Source organism: Paenibacillus sp. GCM10027627, assembly GCF_042675505.1.
Taxonomy (GTDB): domain Bacteria; phylum Bacillota; class Bacilli; order Paenibacillales; family Paenibacillaceae; genus Pristimantibacillus.
On sequence record NZ_JBHTHB010000003.1, the window covers coordinates 16,603 to 39,394 of the forward strand.

The 22,792-nt window shown below is 49.1% G+C and carries 18 protein-coding genes; 7 read left to right on the forward strand and 11 right to left on the reverse strand.

The window, feature by feature from the left end; all coding sequences use genetic code 11:
• Positions 1-459: 459 nt before the first annotated feature.
• The 5 genes from uraA (at position 460) to ACFQZE_RS11875 (ending at position 4,941) form a co-directional block, all read left to right on the forward strand.
• Entirely contained in the window at positions 460-1,740 is a 1,281-nt protein-coding gene (gene uraA / locus ACFQZE_RS11855; protein ID WP_379357088.1) for a uracil permease, read from the forward strand.
• Positions 1,741-1,906: 166 nt separating this feature from the next.
• Entirely contained in the window at positions 1,907-2,845 is a 939-nt protein-coding gene (locus tag ACFQZE_RS11860; protein WP_379357090.1) for an AAA family ATPase, read from the forward strand.
• 185 nt (positions 2,846-3,030) lie between these two features.
• On the forward strand, positions 3,031-3,621 hold the full coding sequence (locus tag ACFQZE_RS11865; RefSeq protein WP_379357092.1) for a bifunctional transcriptional activator/DNA repair enzyme AdaA: 591 nt from the start codon (positions 3,031-3,033) through the stop codon (positions 3,619-3,621).
• The gene (locus tag ACFQZE_RS11870) at positions 3,605-4,126 is read left to right on the forward strand and encodes a methylated-DNA--[protein]-cysteine S-methyltransferase (protein WP_379357094.1); all 522 of its coding nucleotides are present in this window, start codon (positions 3,605-3,607) and stop codon (positions 4,124-4,126) included. Before ACFQZE_RS11865 ends, ACFQZE_RS11870 begins: the two co-directional genes overlap by 17 nt.
• On the forward strand, positions 4,123-4,941 hold the full coding sequence (locus ACFQZE_RS11875; protein WP_379357096.1) for an SPL family radical SAM protein: 819 nt from the start codon (positions 4,123-4,125) through the stop codon (positions 4,939-4,941). Before ACFQZE_RS11870 ends, ACFQZE_RS11875 begins: the two co-directional genes overlap by 4 nt.
• A gap of 96 nt (positions 4,942-5,037) precedes the next feature.
• Here the strand turns inward: ACFQZE_RS11875 and ACFQZE_RS11880 are convergent, their stop codons facing one another.
• The 7 genes from ACFQZE_RS11880 to ACFQZE_RS11910 all read right to left on the reverse strand — a co-directional run bounded on the left by ACFQZE_RS11880 (position 5,038) and on the right by ACFQZE_RS11910 (position 14,937).
• Positions 5,038-6,219, reverse strand: coding sequence for a MalY/PatB family protein (locus ACFQZE_RS11880; protein ID WP_379357098.1), 1,182 nt, complete (start codon positions 6,217-6,219; stop codon positions 5,038-5,040).
• 257 nt (positions 6,220-6,476) lie between these two features.
• Positions 6,477-7,334 (reverse strand): diguanylate cyclase domain-containing protein, encoded by an 858-nt coding sequence (locus ACFQZE_RS11885; protein WP_379357101.1) that lies wholly within the window; start codon positions 7,332-7,334, stop codon positions 6,477-6,479.
• On the reverse strand, positions 7,324-9,402 hold the full coding sequence (locus tag ACFQZE_RS11890; protein ID WP_379357103.1) for a cellulose biosynthesis cyclic di-GMP-binding regulatory protein BcsB: 2,079 nt from the start codon (positions 9,400-9,402) through the stop codon (positions 7,324-7,326). The genes ACFQZE_RS11885 and ACFQZE_RS11890 overlap by 11 nt, the downstream gene beginning before the upstream one ends.
• A gap of 17 nt (positions 9,403-9,419) precedes the next feature.
• On the reverse strand, positions 9,420-10,670 hold the full coding sequence (locus tag ACFQZE_RS11895) for a glycosyltransferase family 2 protein (RefSeq protein WP_379357105.1): 1,251 nt from the start codon (positions 10,668-10,670) through the stop codon (positions 9,420-9,422).
• A 14-nt stretch (positions 10,671-10,684) separates the two neighbouring features.
• Positions 10,685-12,289, reverse strand: a complete 1,605-nt coding sequence (locus ACFQZE_RS11900; protein WP_379357107.1) for a hypothetical protein — start codon at positions 12,287-12,289, stop codon at positions 10,685-10,687.
• Positions 12,286-13,782, reverse strand: coding sequence for a glycan biosynthesis hexose transferase WsfD (gene wsfD, locus ACFQZE_RS11905; RefSeq protein WP_379357109.1), 1,497 nt, complete (start codon positions 13,780-13,782; stop codon positions 12,286-12,288). Before wsfD ends, ACFQZE_RS11900 begins: the two co-directional genes overlap by 4 nt.
• 18 nt (positions 13,783-13,800) lie before the next feature.
• Positions 13,801-14,937 carry a hypothetical protein gene (locus ACFQZE_RS11910; RefSeq protein WP_379357111.1) on the reverse strand — a complete coding sequence of 379 codons (1,137 nt, stop codon included), beginning with the start codon at positions 14,935-14,937 and terminating at the stop codon, positions 13,801-13,803.
• 113 nt (positions 14,938-15,050) lie between these two features.
• Here ACFQZE_RS11910 and ACFQZE_RS11915 point away from each other — a divergent pair, with 113 nt between their 5' ends.
• Both ACFQZE_RS11915 and ACFQZE_RS11920 read left to right on the forward strand, forming a co-directional pair.
• Positions 15,051-16,157, forward strand: a complete 1,107-nt coding sequence (locus ACFQZE_RS11915; protein ID WP_379357114.1) for a copper resistance D family protein — start codon at positions 15,051-15,053, stop codon at positions 16,155-16,157.
• A gap of 91 nt (positions 16,158-16,248) precedes the next feature.
• On the forward strand, positions 16,249-16,830 hold the full coding sequence (locus ACFQZE_RS11920) for a hypothetical protein (RefSeq protein ID WP_379357116.1): 582 nt from the start codon (positions 16,249-16,251) through the stop codon (positions 16,828-16,830).
• Here ACFQZE_RS11920 and ACFQZE_RS11925 read toward each other — a convergent pair.
• The 4 genes from ACFQZE_RS11925 to ACFQZE_RS11940 all read right to left on the reverse strand — a co-directional run bounded on the left by ACFQZE_RS11925 (position 16,823) and on the right by ACFQZE_RS11940 (position 22,637).
• Entirely contained in the window at positions 16,823-17,686 is an 864-nt protein-coding gene (locus ACFQZE_RS11925) for a MetQ/NlpA family ABC transporter substrate-binding protein (RefSeq protein ID WP_379357118.1), read from the reverse strand. The two genes, ACFQZE_RS11920 and ACFQZE_RS11925, sit on opposite strands and share 8 nt — an antisense overlap.
• A gap of 44 nt (positions 17,687-17,730) precedes the next feature.
• The gene (locus ACFQZE_RS11930; protein ID WP_379357120.1) at positions 17,731-18,432 is read right to left on the reverse strand and encodes a methionine ABC transporter permease; all 702 of its coding nucleotides are present in this window, start codon (positions 18,430-18,432) and stop codon (positions 17,731-17,733) included.
• Positions 18,429-19,436, reverse strand: a complete 1,008-nt coding sequence (locus tag ACFQZE_RS11935; protein ID WP_379358190.1) for a methionine ABC transporter ATP-binding protein — start codon at positions 19,434-19,436, stop codon at positions 18,429-18,431. Before ACFQZE_RS11935 ends, ACFQZE_RS11930 begins: the two co-directional genes overlap by 4 nt.
• A 309-nt stretch (positions 19,437-19,745) precedes the next feature.
• The gene (locus tag ACFQZE_RS11940) at positions 19,746-22,637 is read right to left on the reverse strand and encodes a polysaccharide lyase family 8 super-sandwich domain-containing protein (RefSeq protein WP_379357122.1); all 2,892 of its coding nucleotides are present in this window, start codon (positions 22,635-22,637) and stop codon (positions 19,746-19,748) included.
• Positions 22,638-22,792: the final 155 nt, after the last annotated feature.

Genomic DNA, 22,792 nt, shown 5'->3' on the forward strand with positions numbered 1-22,792 from the left:
TGCAACAACAGCAGCCCGCAGGAACGGCTCAGTATCAAGCACAGCCGAATTACGGAACGCAAGGCACAGTCAATACCGGCCAATACCAGCCGCAAACAATGCCCCGGGCTTACAGCCAAAATCCCCAAAGCGGAGCGAATCACCCTTACAGCCAGGAATCAGGGGGCACCTACTATCCCGGAACGGAGCAGCCGTTTTATCCGATCCCGTTTTTGTACCGGAGATGGTTTTAAATTTACCAAACCTATTTATAGAAGGAAGGCATTCGTTTCCATGAAGCGATTGCCTTTTTAATTTGAGCTGATTATGTCCACCAACCTTACATATCGATACCATAAAGACTGCAAAATAATTAGAAGCGAAATGAAGGGGAGAAAAGGCTTGCCAAACGATATCGAAGTATGTAGAATCAATCAGGGCTTATTCATCGCCTACTACATTTAGAGGAGAAATTACGTTATGGGAAGAAGCATAGGCGTCCACGAAAGACCTCCGGCATTCCCGAGCATGATGCTCAGCTTGCAGCATTTGTTCGCAATGTTCGGTTCAACGGTACTCGTGCCGAATATTTTTAAAATCGATCCATCTATCTGTTTATTAATGAACGGAATTGGAACCTTGCTTTATATTCTAGTGACAAAAGGAAAAATTCCCGCGTACCTAGGCTCCAGCTTTGCGTTTCTTGGACCCGGCGGCGCCATCATTGCCAGTGAGGCAACAGGCGGCGGCTATGCGGCGGCGCTAGGCGGATTTATCGCGGCGGGCGTCATTTTTACCATCGTCGCATTTATTATTCAAGTCGCTGGCACTCGCTGGCTCGACATCGTATTTCCGCCAGCAGCCATGGGCGCTATTGTCGTCATTATCGGGCTTGAGCTTGTGCCCGTCGCAGCGAATATGTCCGGCTACTTGCCTGGCGATGGGCCAATGAACATGGACGCTGTACTGCTGTCCACGACTACGCTCGCCGTTACGGTGCTTGGCTCCGTTTTGTTCCGCGGCTTTATGCGGATCATCCCCATTTTGTTCGGTATCATTTTCGGCTATGTGATGGCCTACTTCATGGGAATGACAAGCTTCAGCGGAGTAAGCGAAGCCAAGATGGTTTCCTTTCCGACTTTGACATACCCCGAATTTAGCTGGACCGCCATTATCGCGATTGCCCCTGCGGCGCTTGTCGTCATAGCTGAGCATATCGGTCATTTGATCGTGACGGGCAACATCGTCGGCAAAGATTTGACCAAAGACCCGGGGCTTCACCGCTCCATGCTTGGCAACGGCATCTCGACCATTTTGTCCGGTTTCGTCGGCTCCACGCCTAATACGACTTACGGCGAAAATATCGGCGTACTCGCAATTACAAAAGTGTATTCCACTTTCGTCATCGGCGGCGCTGCTGTCATCGCGGTTATCCTTTCATTCTCAGGCAAGTTTTCGGCCCTGATCTCCGGTATTCCCGTGCCTGTTATGGGCGGCGTATCCCTGCTTCTGTTCGGCGTTATCGCAGCTTCCGGCCTGCGCATGCTCGTTGAAGCTAAAGTAGATTACAGCAAACCGACTAATTTGTTCCTGACTACGATCGTGCTTGTCATCGGCCTTAGCGGCGTGAAGCTGACGCTTGGCGACGTTTCCTTCAGCGGTATGGCTCTTGCCACTATCGTTGCGATCGTAATGAGTCTTCTCTTTAAACTTTTCGAAGTGCTGCGTCTATCTAACGACAACGAAGCAGCCGGCCACTAATAGCAAAAGGGCTGGCACAAGCAGTACCGATTAAAAAACGTATATTCTGGACGGCGCAGAGCTCTCGAATCTGCCCGTCCCTTTTTATTAGCAAAATTCGGCTTGAGACCGACGGCGCGTTTTTGCGTACATTGTTGTATACCGTTACAACCGTAGGAGGAAAACCATGATTCAACATTATAATGAGCGTTTGTCCGAGCTTAAGGCTAAACAGCGGCAAAAGGCGAACTGGAAGCAGCTTAAAAACTATTTAAATGAAGAATTGAAACGCAAAATAGAGGAACGGAACAAATGGGAGAAGCAGCTCGACCGGGAGCAGCGGGATGTGGACCGGCTTAAGGGCCTCCGGCTGGGAGCCTTATTTTATACGCTAATTGGGAAAAAGGAAGAAAAGCTGACTAAGGAAGAGGCCGAGCTGCTTCAAGCGAAGCTGCAATACGAGGAAGCCGAAGACACTGTGGAAGAAATGGAAAAGGAACTTGCGCAAATTGCGCAAGGGCTTGAGGAGCTTCGTTATTTGGAATCCGACATCGAAGCTGTTATGCGGGAGAAGGAACAGCATATTTTAGAAAACCATCCTGCATTGGCAGCCGAACTGGAGCAATTGTCAGAAGAAGCCGCCGAAGTGCTTGCGGATGTCAAAGAATTAAAAGAAGCGGTAACGGCTGGCCATACTGTATCCGAATCGCTTGACCGCGCCAAGGAGCATTTGGATTCCGCGCACAGTTGGGGAGCGTATGACATGGTTGGCGGCGGAGTCATTGCCACTGCTGTCAAACATAATCGAATTGACGATGCTCGCTCGGCCATTCATTCCGCTCAAAGCGGATTGCGCCGATTTCAATGCGAGCTGAAGGATGTTCAGCGGGACGTACGAATCGAAATCGATATGAACGGCTTGCTCACCTTTTCCGACTTTTTCTTCGACGGCTTTATTATCGATTGGGTTGTGCAAGGAAGGATCAAAGACGCCGTTCAACAAGTCGAGCATAAACGCACTTATGTACGCCGAATCATATCGGGACTGGAAAATGAGCTTGCGAAAAAAGAAGCTTTAATTGCGGAGCTAAAACGCAAACAAAACGCTCTTGTTGAGCAGGCATAATAGAGTACACACATTCACTCTTTCGAATAGAGGCTGGTACGTTTCGCTGATGCGAGGCGGCCAGCTTTTTTAATTGCGGCTAGTTGACGCCCCCCGCTTTTCTTTCGCAATCTTGCTCTTCCATCCCCAAAACCGTACATTCGTTCCGGCAAGCGGTTATACTGTTCATGAGAGGAGCGGATGGAATGACAATGAAACGGACTGCCATTTTGGATTCGCAGTGGGAAGCTATTTTGGCCAATGATCGAAAAAGCGACGGGCTGTTCTATTACGCCGTACGAACGACGGGCATCTATTGCAGGCCATCCTGCAAATCCCGGCCGCCCAAACGAGATCATGTCGCCGTATTCCCCACATCGGCCGATGCCACTTCCGCAGGATTTCGCCCATGCAAACGCTGCAAGCCTGGAGGAGGGAAGCTGCCGGACGAGGAATGGGCCATTCAAATATCGGCTTTTATCGATCGGAATTATAAGAGGGATTTAACTTTAGCTATCATTAGCGAAAGCTGCCACGGCAGTCCCTACCACCTGCATCGTACGTTCAAAAAAAGAAGAGGGGTCACCCCTCTCGACTATTTACAAACCACAAGAATAGAAGCGGCTAAAGAGCTGCTCCAATCGTCAGACTCCTCTATTTCTGAAATCGGAGAAGCCGTCGGAATGCGCAGCGCTGCTTATTTCTCCACTATATTTAAAAAACGAACCGGCATGACGCCCGCACAATATAGAGCGTTGAATGACCTAGAGGAGGCGCAACATGAAATCGAAGATTAAACCTAAAACAACGATTTATTGGACGATCATTGAGCTTTGGGATTGGGTTTTGCCAATTGCAGCAACGGAAGACGGACTTTGCGGGGTAGGATCAAATGGAGATTCTATCGAATTGCTTAAGCAGCGGATGGCTCCTCGATTCCCCGATGCCGACTGGATTCGGGACGATGAGGGCATGTCCATATACAGCAAACCTATCTCTGCATTTTTAAACAGGGAATGTCCTTCCTTCGATTTCCCGCATGATGTGGGCGGCACTCCGTTCCAGCGATCCGTTTGGGAAGCGCTGCTGGCCATCCCTTATGGAGCGACGGTTACTTATTCCGAAATCGCTAATGCGATTGGCAAGCCGGCCGCCGTTCGAGCGGTTGGGAAAGCCATTGGCGCCAATCCCGCCCTTATCACCGTTCCCTGTCACCGTGTCATCGGGAAAAATGGCGCTTTGACCGGCTATCGCGGCGGACTGGCGATGAAGACAAAACTGCTTGAGCTGGAGCAAGCATGACCGCCACACTGCTCGATAAGTTTCCGAAATCGATATTAAATAAAGGAACCGGCTTTTTGTCAGGGTATACGCATTCGCTAAACCCGTATACGGGCTGCTCTTTCGGCTGCTCGTACTGTTATGTGCGCGGTATGCCCGTTTCTCTTTTTCGAAAAGAGGAATGGGGGACTTGGGTCGACATAAAGCGGAATGCGGCGGACGTTCTGCGCAAACAATTGCGGGCGGCCAAGCGGAGGGGGCCCGTGACCATTTTTATGTCCTCCAGCACCGATCCTTACCAGCCTGCGGAATATGAAGCAGAAATTACTCGCACTCTGCTTGAAACGATGCTGGACGACCGTCCGGATTTTGTGCTGGTGCAAACTCGGAGCCCGCTTGTTACGCGGGATTTGGAGCTGCTTCAACAATTGGGGCGAGGCGTTCGTGTCAGCATGACAATCGAGACGGATCGAGACGACATTCGGCGAATTTTTACGCCTGCTGCTCCACCCATTGCTGCCCGATTGCGCGCTCTTCGCTCGTTGACCGAAGCTGGCATACCGACACAAGCGGCGGTAGCCCCGCTACTCCCAAGCAGCGACACCTTCCCTGAACTGCTTCTGTCCGCAACAAGCCGCGTTTGTGTAGATAACTTTAAGCTTGGCGATGGAAGCGGCGGCAAGCGCACTCGCAATTTAGGGATAGAAAAGCTGTATAGAGAGCATGGATTAGAGGACTGGTATGAGCCCTCCGCTATTGACCATATGGTCGGAAAGATGAAGCGCATGTTTCCCGAAGATGCCGTGTACGTCAGTCAAAAAGGATTCGAGCCGTAAAAGACAGGGACGAGCAGGCGTGGTTCATTCTTTTTAAAAGCACAGAAATGAAAAAAGAACCAGACGCCAAATCGCGATCCGGTTCTTTTCGTTTGATTATACGTGAGCCGCTTCCGCAGCCGCCTCGCAAAATTGCTTCAACGCTTGTTCCACAATAAAGCGCGGACATGCCAAGTTGATTCGAAGCCAGCCTTCGCCTTCCGTTCCAAACATGGAGCCTTCGTTAAAAGCGACTTTCGCCTTTTGATGCATAAGCTGCTTCAGTCCGTGCTTATCTAGGCCAAGCCCTCTGCAATCCAGCCACAATAAATAAGTGCCGTCTGGAATCATCGGTTTGATGATCGGCAAATGCTCCTGCAAGTATGCGAGTGCATAATCCAGGTTTCCTTTTACATAAGCCAGCATCTCGTCCAGCCAAACCTCGCCTTCGTTGAATGCAGCCGTAACCGCATCCTGCGCAAAATGGTTGGACATATGAATGCTTAACGCTTTAATCCGTCTGTCGAGACGGGCTTTCATCTCTCTGTTCGACACGACCATAAACGAGGTGTGCAGGCCGGGCAAATTAAATGTTTTCGTAGCGGCTAGGCAAGTAATGGTGAGGTCCGCAAGTTCCGGCGACAGGGAGGCAAATGGAATATGCTCCCCGCCTGGGAATACGAGATCGCAATGAATTTCATCGGACACCACTTTTACTCCATAGCGAAGACAAAGCTCTCCAAGTGCGACCAGCTCGCTTTTGTTCCAAACCCGTCCTCCCGGGTTATGAGGATTGCAGAACAGGAACAGCTTCGCTCCCCGTTTAAACAGCGACTCCAAATGCTCCAAATCCATTTCATAGCGGCCGTTCACGACTTGCAAAGGATTTTTGGCCACGATGCGGTCATTGAGATTCACAACATCGTAAAACGGATAATAGACAGGCGTTTGGATAACGACCTCATCGCCCGGCGACGTAAATTGCTCAACTGCAAGGCTTAACGTCGTGACAACGCTTGGGCTGTCCGATATCCACCCTTTTTGAATCGTCCAATGATGCCGTCTTTCGTACCAGTTCACAATAGCTTCAAAATAGTCGCTTGTATGAATAGCGTAGCCGTAAGCGCCCAGCTCCGCCCGCTTCTTCAGCACTTCCTGCACCGCCGGCGGGCTTGGAAAATCCATGTCCGCCACCCATAGCGGCAAAATATCGGCATCCCCGAACAGAGGCCCTACTTGATCCCATTTGTAAGAACGAGTATTTTTCCGATTAATTAGCTGGTCAAAGTTGAACGACATTTTCCCCATCACCTCGTTGTTTGTTTGTTTGTTTCTATCTTACTCATTCCTTAAGTAGAAATAAAGAGGAGAGCACGGATAACTAGCAAGCAAATCATATCCCCCGCTTTCACCTACATTGATCGCTTCATAATCGGATTTTTTGGCTACGATCATCCCTCCTCCTAGTATTCATTTAGAAAATGTTTACTCGGCCATAAAAAAACCACCCCCGATTCGGCGTCGAGGGTAGTCGATCCTTCTATACATCCCATATACTAAACGTCAAACTCCAACTGCTTGCGAGCCTTGTCGATAAATTCGAGTGGCGATTGCACCGTGTCCGCGGAATATTCAAACTTGCCGATCCGAAGCTGAAATTCAACTTTAAAATCGTTCGTTTTTTCGTCCTCGTTAAAGTGCGCTACGTTTTCCTTAAGCCGATTTATAACGATATTGGCACCGTCGCTGTCCGTAAAAAGCAGCAGACCCCAGGTCGCTGTTTCCTGGTCCAGCATATAAAGCGAATCGTTCGTTCGTATGCTGGTTTGGCCGAGCTGGGACATTTCGTAAAGAACATCTGTCATCTGGTTGTCGCTAATCATGCGCCGCACCTCGTTCCAATACCGAACCTGCACCACAAGCAGCGTCAGCGGAATGTCGTACCGATTGGAAAGCGCCATAAAGACGGTAGCGTCATTTTGGAAAGATAAGCTGTTTTTCAAGTTCGTATTTTGATCCACCGTTGCGAGCTGGGTATTGGCCGTCCTCAGCGTCTCGTTCTCCCTTTGAATACGCTGCACCCCATACGAAAACATCCAAATGGCTCCGGTAAACAAAGGCGTCATCAACAGCCAAAAATAAGTCTGTGCGCCAACAGGATTGCCGACTGCAACGACGGATTGGTAAAGGGTATACGTCCCGTAGGCAAAAATGAACAGGATGTTCAAAATAAGCCCTGCCGTTACATTTGTAAAATACGTCAAAATCGCAATCAAAAACGCGACGTTGAGCAAAACCATGCTTTGGAAATCACGTCCTGAACCCCCAGGCATAAACAGGATCGCAATAAAGCACAAAATAATAAACAGCAGAAAGCCGCCATCCGACAGAAGCCCCCCCGTATTACGCTTCATTGCCGTTCCCCCGTTTCTTCCGGTATTTGCGGATCAGGAGAATTAACGAAATGAGCACCAGAATGAGCACAAGCGCAGACGCCGCCAAAAAGCCCAGTACATCGGTTCGCTCCGATAAAGAGCCAACAATCGTCTCGGGTTCCGCTTCCGCTTGCAGTTTGAAGCGATGAGCTGTTATGAAGCCGTCACGGTCAACCGTCACCGCATCGCCCCACACCTTCCACCGGTTCCGCTCCTCCGCAATCAAACCCGACGCAAGCTCGGCATATGGCGTACTCCCTCCAGCTACAACAAGCAAGCCGTTCCCGGGCTTATACGGAGACTCCAGCAGCTGCAAGGTGCCAAGTCTCGTTCCATAATCGAAGTCGACGCTCATTTTTTCATTGGAAGTGAAGCCTCGCCCTTCGGCATCAAATTTAAAAAACATTTTGTCGTTTGCTTCGCGTATTACGGCATGGCTCTTGAAGCTTCCGATCGCAACAATATGGTTTCCCCGCCATAACTCGGGATTCTCATCATCGGAATAAAAGCGCACATCTCCCCGGTTTCCTTCCGCATATTGCCCAAGCAAGCCGAATACGTTGGACACCGCTTGGTAAATGTGCCGATCTCGTTCCTTCGGCAGCACGACCGCTACATCATTAAACATCCCATCCCGTAGAAACGGAAACGGATAATTGTCAAACAGCAAATCGGTGCTGTCAATCGTATTCAACTGCAGCATAGAGTCATGAGTGACATAAGCCCATGGCATCTGCTCCTGATTGCGAATGCAATAACCGCTTTTCAGCTCCAGATCAAATGCCGCAACAATGGAAAAGTTGCCTGCAATGTTGGCATTCTTCGGGATCGGCAGCGTCAATGTGTCGCCATCCGCCGCTTCGCTGGTCAGCTTTTTGCTGCCAATTGGCTTTCCGTCAATAAGAAGCGTTACTAGTGAACGGTCAAAATCCAAATTTTTGGCGTACCGAAAATCGAGTTTGATTTTGCTGGAATCGGATACGGTTCGGTTTGCAGGCAATGAGATAAAAAAGCTATGCTCCTGATGCTGAACGCCTGTCAGCTTTGCCCCTGTTTCGGTAAGCTTCATCGTCCGATTCATCACTACGGCGGGTGTGAACACATCCGTTGATTCGTCAACTATTTTGACCGGCCGATCGAGCTGGCCAGCCAGCTCGCCGTTCGCAAGCAGCTTGCCCGCCTTAACGAGCAGAGAGGGTTGATCGGATGTAACGACGAGCACATGCTGATTTTCGCGTTTGACCACTTGGATAGATGCGGTTTTGCTCCAGTCCTGTTTTGTCAGCAACGATTGCAGCTCTGTCGGCAAGTTTTTGTGCAGCGCAATCGCTACGGCATATGGCTTTCCATTCCAACGACTTTCCGCAAACGACTCTAAAGCGAGTGCGCGATCTTTCACCGCACCGGCTTTTGTAAAACCAGATAAAGCATGTACTGCTGATTCCAACTCGGCATTTTCGCTATGTTCGGGGATAGCTACAATGTTGCGGGCAGCGGCGAACGTATCCGTTCCGACAAAACGTTCGTAAAAATGACGGATCGTGCCATCAAGCGGTTTTAAGGCATAATCAATATCAACTTCCGTCGTCTTGTATATCCAAAACCAATTGTCCCTCCATTCGTCCGGGCTGCAAAAGGGTTCTTCGTCCAACGTTCTAATTCCGCCCTGCACAGTCAATTCGTTGGGACCTTTCACGAGCAACTCTTGTGGAATCGCAACGGTTAAGCTTTGTTTTGTATCCCCTTCCACTATGGGACGGAAAGAATGAAAGGGTGTACCGTTCATTAGAAGCGTTACGCTTGACTGTTCTTTTTTGGATAACTGCGACGCTTGGTAGTCCAGCTTAATGGAAGCCCCGTTGACCGTCCAATAAGACGGAATAGTAAAGTAGCTTATATTCGACGGAGCAACGCCTGCCAAGGAACGGTCTTGCTCGGACAGCAGCACCGGGAACCGTTCTGCGGCCGCCCGTCCGGGAGCCAAAAAAATGATAAAGCTAAGCCCAACCAAAACGGCTGCTATTCGAATTGTTTTCCAGTCTCTCATCGATGTTTTCTTCCTTTCTAATAGCGCTCTGTCTTGTACCATTTGGCTTCCCTTTTGAAGACCAAATCTTTAAGAAAGGTGTATAAGCCATAAGCCGCCACGACCATCCACATCTGGCAATAAGTCACGTACATGAGCATAATCAGCCATAGATTGGACAAGCTCATCTCGCCCTTTTCCGTCGTCAGCGTAATGAACGTGCCGAGAATAAACAGGACGATAGCGAGCGCCCATAATAGGGAGCTGAATCCCGCAATCGTTGTATGTACGAGCCCCAGCGCATGAAACACAAGCAGCAAATCGGAGACGATTAGCGAAGTCAGCAGCAAAAAATAAATCGATAAAAAATATAAGATATCAAAACGGATGCGCCTGGCCGATTTCTCAAACAAAAGCGGGATGTTTTTGACGATGACGTAAATATTCCCTTTTGCCCAGCGTGTCCTCTGCTTAAACCAAACCTTGACCGTTTGCGGCTCCTGCTCCCAGGTAACCGACTTCGGCTGAAACTTGATTTTGTAGCCCATCATGTAAATCCGAAAGCTGATTTCCGTATCCTCGGCAATTGCTTTGACATCCCAGCCGCCGATATGCTCTACGATGCTTCTTCTCATTAAAAAATTGGTGCCTGGAATCGTACAAAGCTGAAATAACTGCCAGCGGCCCGCCTGCGCCATCCATTGAAAAGACAACGTTTCGATATTGATAAAGCGGGTAAGCAAGCTGGCATTTCTGTTGCGGGTGCGGAACTTGCCAATGACCGCTCCAAGGCTGTCATCGCGAGTCAAATCGGCGACCAAATAACGCAAAGCTGTCTTTTCGGGAGTATTATCGGCATCGTAAATGGCAATGAGCTCACCGCTGCTTCGCTGGAATCCGATGTTTAGAGCGTTCGATTTTCCTTTTCCCCCGGTGATGGCATCGGTGTTCACAATGATTAAATTTCGATCCGAATATTTCGCTTGCAGCGCAGCGAGCAGTTCGGCGCTATTATCCGAGGAATTATCGTTAATCACGATGATTTCATAACGGTCATGAGGATAATCGAGCGCCAGAAGCGACTCCACTGTCGGCACGATAACCTTCCCTTCGTTATGGGAGGGCACCATGATGGTCACATAAGGAGCCCTCCCCAACAGTTGCGGCTCCGGTTCTTTTTCGCATTTTAAATAGTACAAATAACCGGCCACGATCAGCACAATATTGACCAGCAGCAAGGACCATACGCAAAAAACCGCAATGACCATTAAAATATCGGCTATAGTCATATGGTCCACACCCCTCATTTCATATATTTTTGTTTATACAGCCGATATCCAAAGAGGAGCAGCACGCTAAACAGAAGCAGCGATACTCCAATCACAGCCAAATAAAAATAGTTCTGTACCGTAAATAGCCATTTGAAGCTTTCTTTTTCTTTTTCCCTGTATTCATAATCCGTACTCACATCGTGGGCAGAATGCGTTAATGAAACGACGTTCTCATCGATATATAAGATGCCCCCCCTCGATTCAATCCCATGGGCTGACGTTGCGGTCCTATGCCAACCGTTTTTCATATCGTCGAACACGAGCCAGCTTTGTTTGAGGCTTTGAAACTCCTCCCTCCATTGTTCAGCGTCTTCCGGGAAGGAAATGGCGATTGCCAGATGAAGAGGCAGCGGCGCCAACTTCTCTTCCGTACCAAAAAGCTCAAAAACGGACTTGCGATCCGCACTCAGCATCGAAAAGGGGAAAGCTCTCGCCGTCTGCGCCTCCGTTTGCGACAAAACGGATTGTCCCTTGAACAAAACGGAAGTACTGAAAAAGCCCATCCCTTCTTGCACGATCCCCCTCTCGTTTCTCCAGAACTGCTCGGAGTCCGCTCCAATCCCAAGCGGCGCAATGCCGTTTTCGGCTAGCAGATTGATAAAGGATGCCATCTTCTCGTCCAGCTTCGTTTCCTGAATACCGGCGACGGGGGACACAACAGGCGCATTGACGAAAATGGTGCCGTTTCGCGACTGGGCATACTTCAGCACCTCCAAATAGCGTTTCATTGCAGGGTAATCGGTATTGTGGAATATCGGACGAATGCTGTAAACAAACGGGATGCCGGCCCCATATAGTTCATCCGCTACTTTCTCCAGCAGCTTCAAATCCGTAAACGGATAAATTTCATGAAACACCAGCGCCAGCCGCCCATTCCCTTCCTTCCCTAGCCATTCCCGCAGGACAAAAGCAATGGACAATTCCGCAGCGAGCCCTTTACCTAAATAGGGGACATAGGCATATTTTCCTTGCGACGCACCGTACGGAACTATGTTGGTCTGTCCCGAAATCGTCATCTCTCCATGCTTCTTGCCGGAAACTTGTTTAAAATAGGGGATCGCCTCGGTTTGATCTGATAAATCCGCTTGGCGGATGGAGCCTAACGAAATTTGGGCGCGAGCAGGGGACGCCACATGGATATTCGCTTGAAGAGCGGCTTGCAAAGTACGCGGCGGCTCATCTCCGATATGTAAGTAGAAACCATCGAAACTTAGCAAATCAGCGATAAATTCATTATCGTCCCGGCTTAAACCCGGCAAGTTCCGAATGACGATAACCGCACCGAAAGTACTCATTTCCCCTTGCTGGTATCGATCCAGCGCTTGCAGCTTTACTTCTTTGCCCATCGAAGCTAACAGACGCTGAATCATATCAACATTTCCTTCTCTTGGTGTACGATGAGCTAAACTGTCGTACAGGAGGAGCACTCCTTCTGGTGCATTCTCCGCTTTGGATGATACGTCGCTCATGAATGTGGTTTTGCTGGAATGTTCGCTATTTGCATTTCCTCCGGCATTCCAAACCGCTACCGCTGCCACCATCAACATCAAGATGAGGACATTCGCTCTTCTCCTCATACAGCAGTCCCCCTATTCAAAGGGCGATACTGCCACAGTTCCCTTCGAAATGCATCGGCAATCGCTAAAAATGTAACGATATCGAACATAACCGTAAACAAAAATTCATGTTTGGCGAGGTCCGCATCCCCCGCCCCAATGATCGAAACGGCGATGCCCGACAAGCCAGCCAGCATCATCATGACGATAAGCGGCAGCCTAGCGGCGGCGCGGCTATCTTTCGCTTTAACCGCAGCCACAAAGGAAGGAAGATAAAGCCCGACGATCAAAACGGCCCACAGCACAATAAACCCAAACGTTTTCGGCGCAAACTGCTTTTTGACCATGCTGTAGCTGGAGAAAAACAACGCTTGCTCCCCGAAGCTCCGATCCGCCGACTTTTCAAAATTGCCCATCGCAGGCGGCCTGATCGTAAAAGCATGCTTGGCGGCCAAATTGAGCATTTCCATCCCGATTCCCGGATGAGCCGCATAAAAGGCCAAAATGGAAGCAAACCCGTAACGACTGTAAAAGGACTTTTCCAAAATCGGAGAGTCGACATCAATCGGCGGGTAAAGCTCATAATAGATCGTTTTTGAAAGGATTGCGTATTGCTCGTCAATGCCGAATGCCCTCAGCGTCTCCTCCGGATTTTTCGATTGAAGCAAAGGTCCCCTTGTCATAGCATGATATTGGTTAATGTTGACGAACTCTTTTGGGATCAAAGCATAAGTCGCAATGCCCGAGAGCAGGAGCAACGCCAGCATGGAAGCCGCGAAGGCGCGAAACGGTTTGCTTTTTCGAATATAGATAAGAACGATGCCGATCATCGCTATAATAACGCCAACTGGAGCGTTTTGCTGCTTGGCTGTCGTCAACAATAGCGCGCTAACAAAAAACATCAGCAGCAGAACATAATCGTTGTACCGTCTCCGATAAAGAAGCATAGCGGAAGCCGCCACCACAATGGACATAATGTAAACTAGGCTTTCCCCGTAAAAAGAATTGAAGTAAGCGGTATAGCCCGTATCCGCAAAAATCCAAACCGCAAGCGCCGCTATGATGTAGCCGAACTTGCGCGGCACTTTCCATGTGACGCTTTCCACAAGCAAATAAACGGCGCCTACAAGCATCGCCGCATAGAGAGCCCCCTGTACCCGAATATCGAAAATATGAGGATGGTAGAGCCACTTATTCAACGCCATAGCCGCTTTAATAAATAAGGATTGCGAAGACGTGAGCGCAGCCGCATTTTCATTAAAATATTGAAGGATGCCGTATTGCTTGACGAAATAGCCAAAATATTGCTCCGTGTAATCAGGCGCATTGAAGTAGAGCCCGTTTCCGTAAATAATTCGGAAATAGTCCCCGTTGTCCGCCATCCCGATAAATGGGGGGATAAATAGTGCAACAGCTGTAACGATGCCAACTGCCGCAGCCGCAAGCATAGCTGGCGAAACATAGCGGGCAAAGGCCATCATCGCCCTCCCCGCCGTTTTTCTGAAACGGCTCATTCTAGGTTGCCTCTTTCCTTAGTAGCGTTGAAGGGACAGCGCCGAGAGCGCCATCAAATTATCGAAAGAGTAGGCCTGTCCCGTGGCGGGATCGCCAAACCCTCCATATAGCTCGCTGCCTGGGTCCATCACTTGAAATCGTTTCATCCGATCGATACTGTCATCGTACAGCTCCCAATCGTCTATCATCGCCCCAATCATGGCCGCAATTGCATAAAGCGCCGTCGATTGTACCTCGCTGTCCGGTTTCCCCTGTTTGGTGTACATCCCCCATAGCGTCCCCTTTTGAACCTGCTGCTTCAAAAACTGTACGGTAGCTTCTTTATGCTTCCCAATTTCAGCAAGTGAAAGCACAGTCAGCAGCGACTCCACGGTTCGGATGCCTTCCGAGCTGTATTGCCCGGAATCGTAGCTATACCTCGTTTCATAAAAAGGAAATGAATCCGACAAATAACCGTCTTCCACAATGGCTAGCAACTCGGCGTCCAGCTTCTCTCCTTTGCGCTTCGACAAAGGCAGTTCGCCAATCTCCGCCAAATCGATATAGCAGAGCGTAATAAATGAATTCGAAGTTCCATACTGCTCATCGTAAAAGTCAACGGGCTTGCCATTTGGCAAGTTGTAAACGATGAACCTTTTTGCATAGGTATTAGCCGCGTTCGAAAGCTCCTTGTTCCGAAAAATCTCTGCTCCTTCTCTCAAAGCTTTAATGATGCGAAGATCGTCGATAGCGGCATTCGCCGGATAACGTTTGCCTTGCTTTGGACTATATCGATAGCTAAAGCCGGACTTCTGATCGAACACTTGCCTGGCCTTGTCCCATTCTGCTCGAAAAGACGCTTGATCGCCTTTGCGGGCATAGTAGCGCATCAGCAATCCAGCCGACTCGCTCAAAACCTCATGTCCCGTTGCGACCTCATCCGTTTGCGAGGAGTCAAGGCGGTTCGTGAACACGCCGTATTCGCCGGTTTGCCGGTTCTGGATATAGTGGAGCAGCAATTCCTCCGACTGAGATAGAAACGGCTGCTTTGTTGCAGCCGGGGAAGGGGATGGCCTCTCCTTCACGGCGTTATTGTTAGGCTTGCTGTTGCCGCAAGAGGCTGACGCTAACAAAACCATGATCAGAAGGGCTGCTGCTGCGTTTCGATTTTTCATGAAAGTCCCCTCCCGCTTTGTTCGAAAATCTGTACCTTTCTATTAAATAATCGCAGTGAATCGTTGTATAATGGTGGTTGTATCCTTAGTATTTGCAATTTTAGGGCTAAGACATGCGTTCTATAACAGAAACGGAGCTGAACAGGTTGTATATTTATTTTTTCGAAACGCTTCTTTATTTGGCATTTGCTTTAACCGGAGGTTATTTGCTTCTTCAATTCATTCCGCACAGCTCCAAGCCGGACATGCATATCTCAGTGGACTGGTTTCAATATGCGCTGCTCGGCATTCCCGTTTTTTCGATTATGTCGATCATTCGAACGGTGTTTGTATTGCGGGATTTCGCTAGCGACATGACCTTCATTGAGCTGCTTGCCGTCGTGTTAAAAGATTATTCCTACGGCAATGCTTGGCTTTGGATTTTGATCCTTTGTACGCTTATGTACGTCATTACTCAACTTGGCAAAATGGACTCGCCGTGGAAAAAGTGGGCGCTCGCCCTCGGCTGGCTGCTCGTTGTGCTTGCTCATGGCTGGGCGAGCCATCCCGCCGGATTTTCCGTATGGGGCTTCATATCGCAAGCTGTTCATGTAGGCGCTGTATCCGTATGGCTGGGAGTTCTTATTCTTGTTGCATGGTTTACAAATGGGGAATGGAACTGGCACAGATTCGTTCGCTGGTATACGCCGCTTTCAATTGGGAGCATGGTCCTCATTACCGGGGCCGGCCTTGCGATGATGTTTATTTTGATTGACGGGTACTTAGCGTCTTGGGGAATTAATTACGGGCAGGCGCTGCTGCTGAAGCATCTTGTATTTGTGCCGCTGCTGCTGCTTGCTTTTATGAACGGATTTTTGACGAAGCTCACTGATCAAGGCCGCAACGAGCAAAAGCTGAAGTGGTGGTTGCGCGCGGAAACGCTGCTCGCTTTGGCTATGCTGATCATTACCGCCTATATGGGCGTTCAAGAGCCTCCGCACGAAGGAGAGTTCGAGCCGCCAACGCCATCTTTGCTGTTTAAATGGCTGCATGGCAGCGATGTCGATCTCGTGATGAACTGGCAGTTTGGGGCCGCGCCAATCGCTTGTATTTTAATAGGCATTGCCGCGCTCGCGTCGCTGATTCCTTGCTACAAACGGGAAAGAAAAGATTTGTTTATCGCTTTGCTGCTTATCGGCGTTATTTTTCCTTTCTTCGGATTGCTGTTGTTGGTCGGTTAAATGGTGGCGGCTTGCTCCTTAGTGGGGCAAGCCATTTTTTTTGTTCAGGCGGCACTATTTTGTTAAAGGAGCACTAGATACGGGGGAGCGGTTGGGGCAGCTTAGTAGTTTGTGGTTTCTGGAACAACTAAATGTCCAAAATGAGGCGCCCAGAACGCTCCAGTGGTTTTTGGCACAACTAAATGTCCAAAATGAGGCGGCCAGAACACTCCAGTGGTTTTTGGCACAACTAAATGTTCAAAATGAGGCGGCCGGAACGCTCCAGTGGTTTTTGGCACAACTAAATGTCCAAAATGAGGCGGCCGGAACGCTCCAGTGGTTTTTGGCACAACTAAATGTCCAAAATGAGACGCTCGGAACACTCCAGTGGTTTCTGGCACAACTAAGTGTCCAAAATGAGGCGCTCAGAACGCTCCAGTGGTTTTTGGCACAACTAAATGTCCAAAATGAGGCGCTCGGAACGCTCCAGTGGTTTCTGGTACAACTAAATGTTCAAATGGGAAGCTCAGAGCTCTTTAGTGGTTTCTCGCGCAACTACAGGTACTACCCGACCCCCGTTGTGCCCTTTTCCTTTAAAAACAGAAAAAGCCCTCAACATGAGGGCTTTTCATCTTTCAATTGCTTGAAGCGGGCTCCCTTAAAAGGACTAGCCGCCTTTGATCAGCTTACTTAAATGCCGGCACAACCGCGCCTTTGTATTTATCGTTAATAAACGTTTCAATCTCTTTCGATTGAAGAGCTTTAATTAGCTTTTGAATCGCTTCGCTGTCTTTATTGTCCGGACGAGCGGCCAAAATGTTAATGTACGGGGAATCCTGATCTTCGATAAAGAGAGCGTCTTTTGTCGGGTTGAGGCCCGCTTCAAGCGCATAATTCGTGTTGATTGCCGCGATGTCCACTTCGCCCAAAACGCGCGGCAGCGTCGCCGCTTCCAGCTCTACAAATTCAAATTTGCGCGGATTGTTTTTGATGTCGCCAACTGTCGCTTTTAGTCCAGCAGCTTCATCAAGCTCAATCAGACCATGCTTCGCAAGCAAAAGAAGCGAGCGGCCGCCGTTAGACGGATCGTTTGGAATCGCGATTTTGGCTCCATCTTTCAGCTCTTCGATTTTTTTAATTTTATTGGAGTATACGCCGAACGGCTCGATATGAACGCCCGCCGCTTGCACCAAATTATAACCCTTGTCCGCGTTGAATTGTTCTAGGTACGGCCAATGCTGGAAAAAGTTTGCGTCAAGCTGCTTCTCGTACAACTGCACATTCGGCTGAATGTAATCGTTGAATTCCACCACTTCCAGGTTAATGCCTTGCTCTTTCAAAATCGGCACGAGCGAATTCAAAATTTCCGCATGCGGAACCGGGCTTGCTCCAACTTTCAGCGTGACCGCTTCAGCGGCAGGCTTTTCAGAGCTTGCTGGCGTTTCCGATGCAGCAGCGTTGCCGCCCGACTTAGCACCGTTGCCTCCGCAGCCCGCGAGCACAACAGCAAGTGCCAGCAAAATAAACCAAGCTTGTGATTTCTTTTTCATTATGGATCTCCTCCGTATCTTTATTCACCTTGTTTATGTCCATTCTACTTCCGGCTAAAGTATCGAACTGCAGCGTCTCCAACCATTTGCAGAATTTGAACCAAAATAAGAAGCAGCACAACGGTCACGACCATGACATCCAATCGGAAGCGCTGGTAGCCGAATCGAAGCGCCAAGTCGCCCAATCCGCCGCCGCCAATAACGCCGGACATTGCCGTATACGAGACGAGCGTTACAGCCGTAATCGTTACTGCGGCAATCAACCCCGTTCTGGCCTCTTTCAGCAGCACACGCCATACGATAGTCAGCTTTGAAGCTCCCATGGCGGTAGCGGCTTCAATGACCCCGCGATCAACCTCGCGAAGAGCCGTTTCCACCAGCCTTGCAAAAAACGGAGCGGCCGCAATAACAAGCGGCGGAATGGCGCCTTTTACACCGATCGAAGTTCCAACCAGTATTTTGGTGATCGGCATAATGAGAATCATCAAAATGACGAATGGAACCGAACGCAGTATGTTGACGACAAATGACAAAAGAGAATAAAACAGTTTATTTTGCAGCAATTGGCCGGACGAGGTCAGAAATAAAACGATCCCGATCGCAAGCCCTAATATCACAGTGAAGAGCAGCGAAAATCCAAGCATATACAAGGTTTGGTTGGCCGCTTTCGAAATGACTTCCCAATCAACGTCTTGGAAAAAGCTCAGCCAATCTGCGGCTAGATTTGCAGCAGCGAATGTTTTCATAGCTCGCTCACCGCCAATCCCCGTTTGCCAAGCTCAGTGATAATCCGATCGACATCGTCCTTGTTTCCTCTAAGATCGACGATTAGCTGGCCGTAGGGAACATCCTTCATCCTTGAAACCGTACCTTGCAAAATCGCAAACGTCGCATCCGTTCCGCGCACTGTATCATACAACACCGGCTCGTAAGTCTGCTCGCCCCGGAAATGAATCCGAACGACACGGCCTTGCGCCTCAAAGGAACCAAACTTATCTTTGCCAAGCGAATCGGAAACCTCGCTCACAAATTCTTTGGTTATTTCGTTTTGCGGATTCAAAAAGACATCAAGCACTGTGCCGCTCTCTACAATCTGGCCCCGCTCCATGACAGCGACGCGATCGCAAATTGCTCGAATAACCGCCATTTCATGCGTAATGAGCAAAATGGTAATGCCCATCTTTTGGTTGATCTCTTTGAGCAGGGACAAAATACTGTCCGTCGTCTGCGGATCAAGAGCCGAAGTTGCCTCGTCGCATAACAGCACATCCGGCTTATTGGCAAGCGCTCGGGCAATGCCGACACGCTGCTTCTGCCCGCCCGACAGCTGGCTTGGATATTTATGCTCATGAGCGGTAAGCCCTACAAGCTGAAGCAGTTCATCTACGCGTTCTTTCTGAGCTTTAGCCGTTAGCTTTGCAATTTTGAGCGGGAAAGCAATATTGTCTCGTACCGTAGCGGTCGACAACAAATTAAAATGCTGAAAGATCATTCCGATCGTTCTGCGCTTCGCTTGCAATTGCTTCTCTCTCATCGTGGTCAACTGGTCTCCGCCGACAATCACTTTGCCTTTAGACGGCCGCTCAAGCAAATTAATGCTGCGAAGAAGCGTGCTTTTTCCTGCGCCGGATCTGCCGATGACGCCGAATATTTCCCCCTTCTCCACCTTCAGGTTTACGTCCTGTAAAGCGGGGAAGCCGATACCGCCCTTTGTTTTGTAATACTTATCGATATCGATCAGTTCAATCAGTTAAAACACTCCCTTATTGCCTATTGCCTTTTAAATCACACTAAACTCATTGGATTAGTATAGAATACAATTTAAATTTGCACAATAGAACGTTAGATTTATTTTTTTGCTTTTTTGTAGAATCTATTCGCATGAGTGAGAACACCTTTTTTAGGCCGACTTATTATTATAGCTTCCTCCTGATGGCAAGCATACTGGAAAAAAATTCTGGGCTAGAGAGAACTAAAAAAACCTTGGGGCCGAGGGGCTCCAAGGTTCTCCTATAAATCTTGCTTCTTTAAAGTCTTGTTTTTTCGGACTCTTGCTTCTTCATTTAGTAAACCTGATCACATTCGTCCTGCCTTTAGCACCGGAAGTGTTTACAGTCAGCTTAATGGATGATGCGGTTTGCTGAACGGAAATTGCACTATCCGCTGCAGCCTGCGTCCAACCGGCCCGTTGCAGCTCCAATACAATTTGAGACTGGCTCTGGGTTGGATCAGCCACAGCAACAATGAGCTCTGACGCGGTCTCTTTCACCATCACAGATGCCGGTTGATTGGATATAATACCATCCGCAGCTGCAGCAGCCCAAAAATTAAAAGCTGTTATGCCAAGCTGATTTTCTTTAACGGCTTGTATACTTTCAGTATTGCTTAAGACCGTAATATCCGGTGCCGCGCTGTAGTTTTGAACAGCTTGCGCACTTGCATTTGGCAGCAGCACATACGAGTAAGCTCCGCTGTTTGGGTTTATACCATGGTCAATAGAAAGGCTGACATACTCTCTAGTAAGAGGCGATGTGGAGCCTCCGCTGTTCACATCCTTCCAAGCACCTGTACGTGCCTCGCGCTTTTCTTGCAGTGAGACCGCATTTGGAAAATAATATCCAATGTCGCCTTTTCCTGCACCATTCAAATGCGCCCATTTGACAGTTGTCAGTTCCTCATTCCAGCCAGGCTGAATTGATTTCACCGCCCCATTAACGGTCAATTGACCGCTGCCGCTATTTACTTTGCGATTTTCTACTATGGTTTCGACCTTGCGGCCGTCCCCTCCGGCAATGCCAGCCCCCAATGCTACGATCTCGTTATCAAAGGAAAACCAAGATTTTTTTCCTGTTAAGGAACTGTTTTCGAGATCAAGCTCCATCCCCGCAGCACCATACTGACCTTCCAAGGAGGAGCCTCCAACCCACGATTTGGAGCTGAAATAATATTTCCAATCGTTTAGCGCCCACTGCGAGCCATCGGTAGTCGTTCCCGGCAGCCTCAACATATCTGCTGTTGCCCAATACCCATCACTAAACTGTGTTAAATCGTCATTGTACAAAAACGTCATCCCATTGCCCGTATGCCATGCCTTCTTATTTTCCCCGTTCCCATACTCATGGCTGGCGATGCGACTCGAGGACATGCTGATGCCAAAGCCAAAGCCCGGGCGCAAATGGACGACTCGATCCATGCCTGCAAATACATAATGTTTGCTTAATTCGCCGCTTGGCACAACAGAACTGTCCAGCAGCACTGCTTTCATCAAGGCAATATCATAAGCTGCCAGCCCCACATAATAGTTTCCGAATGAATTGTCCTGCTGCAGCCATCTCTTCGCGGCTGCTTTCATATGCGCCCGTTCATCCGCAGGAGCCGACTCTGCCAAGCGCAAAATGCTTCTAATCGCCCCGCGCCCCGCCGTATGATCCGTTGATTGCTCTCTGGCAATGGCTCGTCCGCGCACCATATCCATCATAGCTCCTTTATAAATAAGCGGCTCGAAGGAATCGCGAATCCATCGGTATACATTTTCCGCTTGCGGATCTGTCACGGCCCATGGCGAATCATTTAACAAGTAGAACATGTCAGCCAATCGATCAAGCAGCACCGTACCGTAACTCCCTGTGTAAGCAATATAGTTATGCTGAACAAAGGAGCCATCCGTGTAAAAGCCGTCCCCTTTTGTCACATAAGGAAATACCGGGCCAAGCGCATCGCGCCCTTGATTCAACTTCACCGAAGTGCCGCCTGTTGCTCCCCTAAGTGCTACAACAAATGCTTTATCCGCCAAGTTGGCTCCCGTTTCTTTGAGCCCCGGCTGTGACGTTCTTCTTGTTGGATCGGGAACGAAAGCATCAATCGTTCGATTATAATTGCTAATTTGCGAAGAGGACAGCTCGTTAAACAAAAGGATAACAATATCATTCAAATATTGGGGAGATCCGATTTCCCAGTCCCACCAATTTTTATAAGGAGAGACCGTTTCATTGTAGCGGTTGGCATACATCCAATCCAGACCGCCAACGATATCAGCGCGAAGCAACTGACTATGGTACAAAGGAGAACCTGCCGTCGCATACGCCAAAGCCATTTGCCGCAAACGATTGTAGGCTGCCGTCACTTGGGCCGACTCTGTCGTGCTAGTCAAATCGCTCCATAAGAAAGTGCGCCCAATCTGCTTGTTTATCGTATCCCAATATCCGCTGCCCGCATCGTTGCTAACTGTGTTAACTAACGCAGCAGTAGCCGCATTCATATCGGGGTCGGCCGCATGATAGCTCGCATTGCCGGTGAGCTGCTGAACCCGCTTGTTTCGTACGGCAGCAAATTGCGCCGGATCAACAGGCGGTTGTCCCCCATTCCGCTCTATCCGAAAAGCGTCAAACCACGCCTGACCCGTCGCGCTTTCGAAAAAAAGCTCTACTTTAACACGAGTAGCATTGGAAGGCACTGTGAGCTGCAACGATTGTCCCGTCCAATCCGTTGTACCTTTTATTGGCAGCGAAGCGGGGCCGTCGCTTATTTTGACGTTTGCGCTGTTTAAATATTGTGTTCGAACAAATACGCCGCCGTAGCTCAGATTAGATTGCACATTTACCGTGCGTATCCAGCCGCTTAGAACGAACATCTCACCGGGATTAACCTCGATCGTTTGCAAAACGTCTGCTCGAGAACTGCTGCTGGCGCTCATTTTTAGCGAACGCGTGCCTTCATAATAAATAGTGGAATCGACCGAAAGAGTTGGGGAGCCTGCCGGAACCCAGTGACTCCAATAGACCGGCTGAGAGGAAGCCCACGGGCTGCCCGCCGCTTTAACCGTTTCAAAGCCTCCATTCAAAAGATCGCCTGCCGCCGCATCAACGGTAGAATGACCGATAACTGGAAGTGAAGAAAATAGCAGAGTGAAGGTGAGTCCAATGCCAAGCCTATGACGCAGCCATTTTTGCATAGATGATTCCCTCCTGAAAATAGAATTGAGCACTCCGAATTGTAAGCGCTGTCAAAAATAGATTACACTCACTATACTCTATCCTTATAAAGATGGGCTGTGTCTATTTTTTACTTGTTTGTGCCTAATTTAGTCCCAAGCCAAATAAGGCATGC

What these genes read in the sequence shown, in the direction of transcription:
- ACFQZE_RS11870 (WP_379357094.1), top strand. Translation starts at nt 3,605, where the DNA reads ATGAAATCGAAGATTAAACCTAAAACAACGATTTATTGGACGATCATT.
- ACFQZE_RS11880 (WP_379357098.1), bottom strand. Translation starts at nt 6,219, where the DNA reads ATGTCGTTCAACTTTGACCAGCTAATTAATCGGAAAAATACTCGTTCT.
- wsfD (WP_379357109.1), bottom strand. Translation starts at nt 13,782, where the DNA reads ATGAGCCGTTTCAGAAAAACGGCGGGGAGGGCGATGATGGCCTTTGCC.
- ACFQZE_RS11875 (WP_379357096.1), top strand. Translation starts at nt 4,123, where the DNA reads ATGACCGCCACACTGCTCGATAAGTTTCCGAAATCGATATTAAATAAA.
- uraA (WP_379357088.1), top strand. Translation starts at nt 460, where the DNA reads ATGGGAAGAAGCATAGGCGTCCACGAAAGACCTCCGGCATTCCCGAGC.
- ACFQZE_RS11860 (WP_379357090.1), top strand. Translation starts at nt 1,907, where the DNA reads ATGATTCAACATTATAATGAGCGTTTGTCCGAGCTTAAGGCTAAACAG.
- ACFQZE_RS11910 (WP_379357111.1), bottom strand. Translation starts at nt 14,937, where the DNA reads ATGAAAAATCGAAACGCAGCAGCAGCCCTTCTGATCATGGTTTTGTTA.
- ACFQZE_RS11930 (WP_379357120.1), bottom strand. Translation starts at nt 18,432, where the DNA reads ATGAAAACATTCGCTGCTGCAAATCTAGCCGCAGATTGGCTGAGCTTT.
- ACFQZE_RS11865 (WP_379357092.1), top strand. Translation starts at nt 3,031, where the DNA reads ATGACAATGAAACGGACTGCCATTTTGGATTCGCAGTGGGAAGCTATT.
- ACFQZE_RS11915 (WP_379357114.1), top strand. Translation starts at nt 15,051, where the DNA reads ATGCGTTCTATAACAGAAACGGAGCTGAACAGGTTGTATATTTATTTT.
- ACFQZE_RS11895 (WP_379357105.1), bottom strand. Translation starts at nt 10,670, where the DNA reads ATGACTATAGCCGATATTTTAATGGTCATTGCGGTTTTTTGCGTATGG.
- ACFQZE_RS11900 (WP_379357107.1), bottom strand. Translation starts at nt 12,289, where the DNA reads ATGAGGAGAAGAGCGAATGTCCTCATCTTGATGTTGATGGTGGCAGCG.
- ACFQZE_RS11890 (WP_379357103.1), bottom strand. Translation starts at nt 9,402, where the DNA reads ATGAGAGACTGGAAAACAATTCGAATAGCAGCCGTTTTGGTTGGGCTT.
- ACFQZE_RS11885 (WP_379357101.1), bottom strand. Translation starts at nt 7,334, where the DNA reads ATGAAGCGTAATACGGGGGGGCTTCTGTCGGATGGCGGCTTTCTGCTG.
- ACFQZE_RS11925 (WP_379357118.1), bottom strand. Translation starts at nt 17,686, where the DNA reads ATGAAAAAGAAATCACAAGCTTGGTTTATTTTGCTGGCACTTGCTGTT.
- ACFQZE_RS11940 (WP_379357122.1), bottom strand. Translation starts at nt 22,637, where the DNA reads ATGCAAAAATGGCTGCGTCATAGGCTTGGCATTGGACTCACCTTCACT.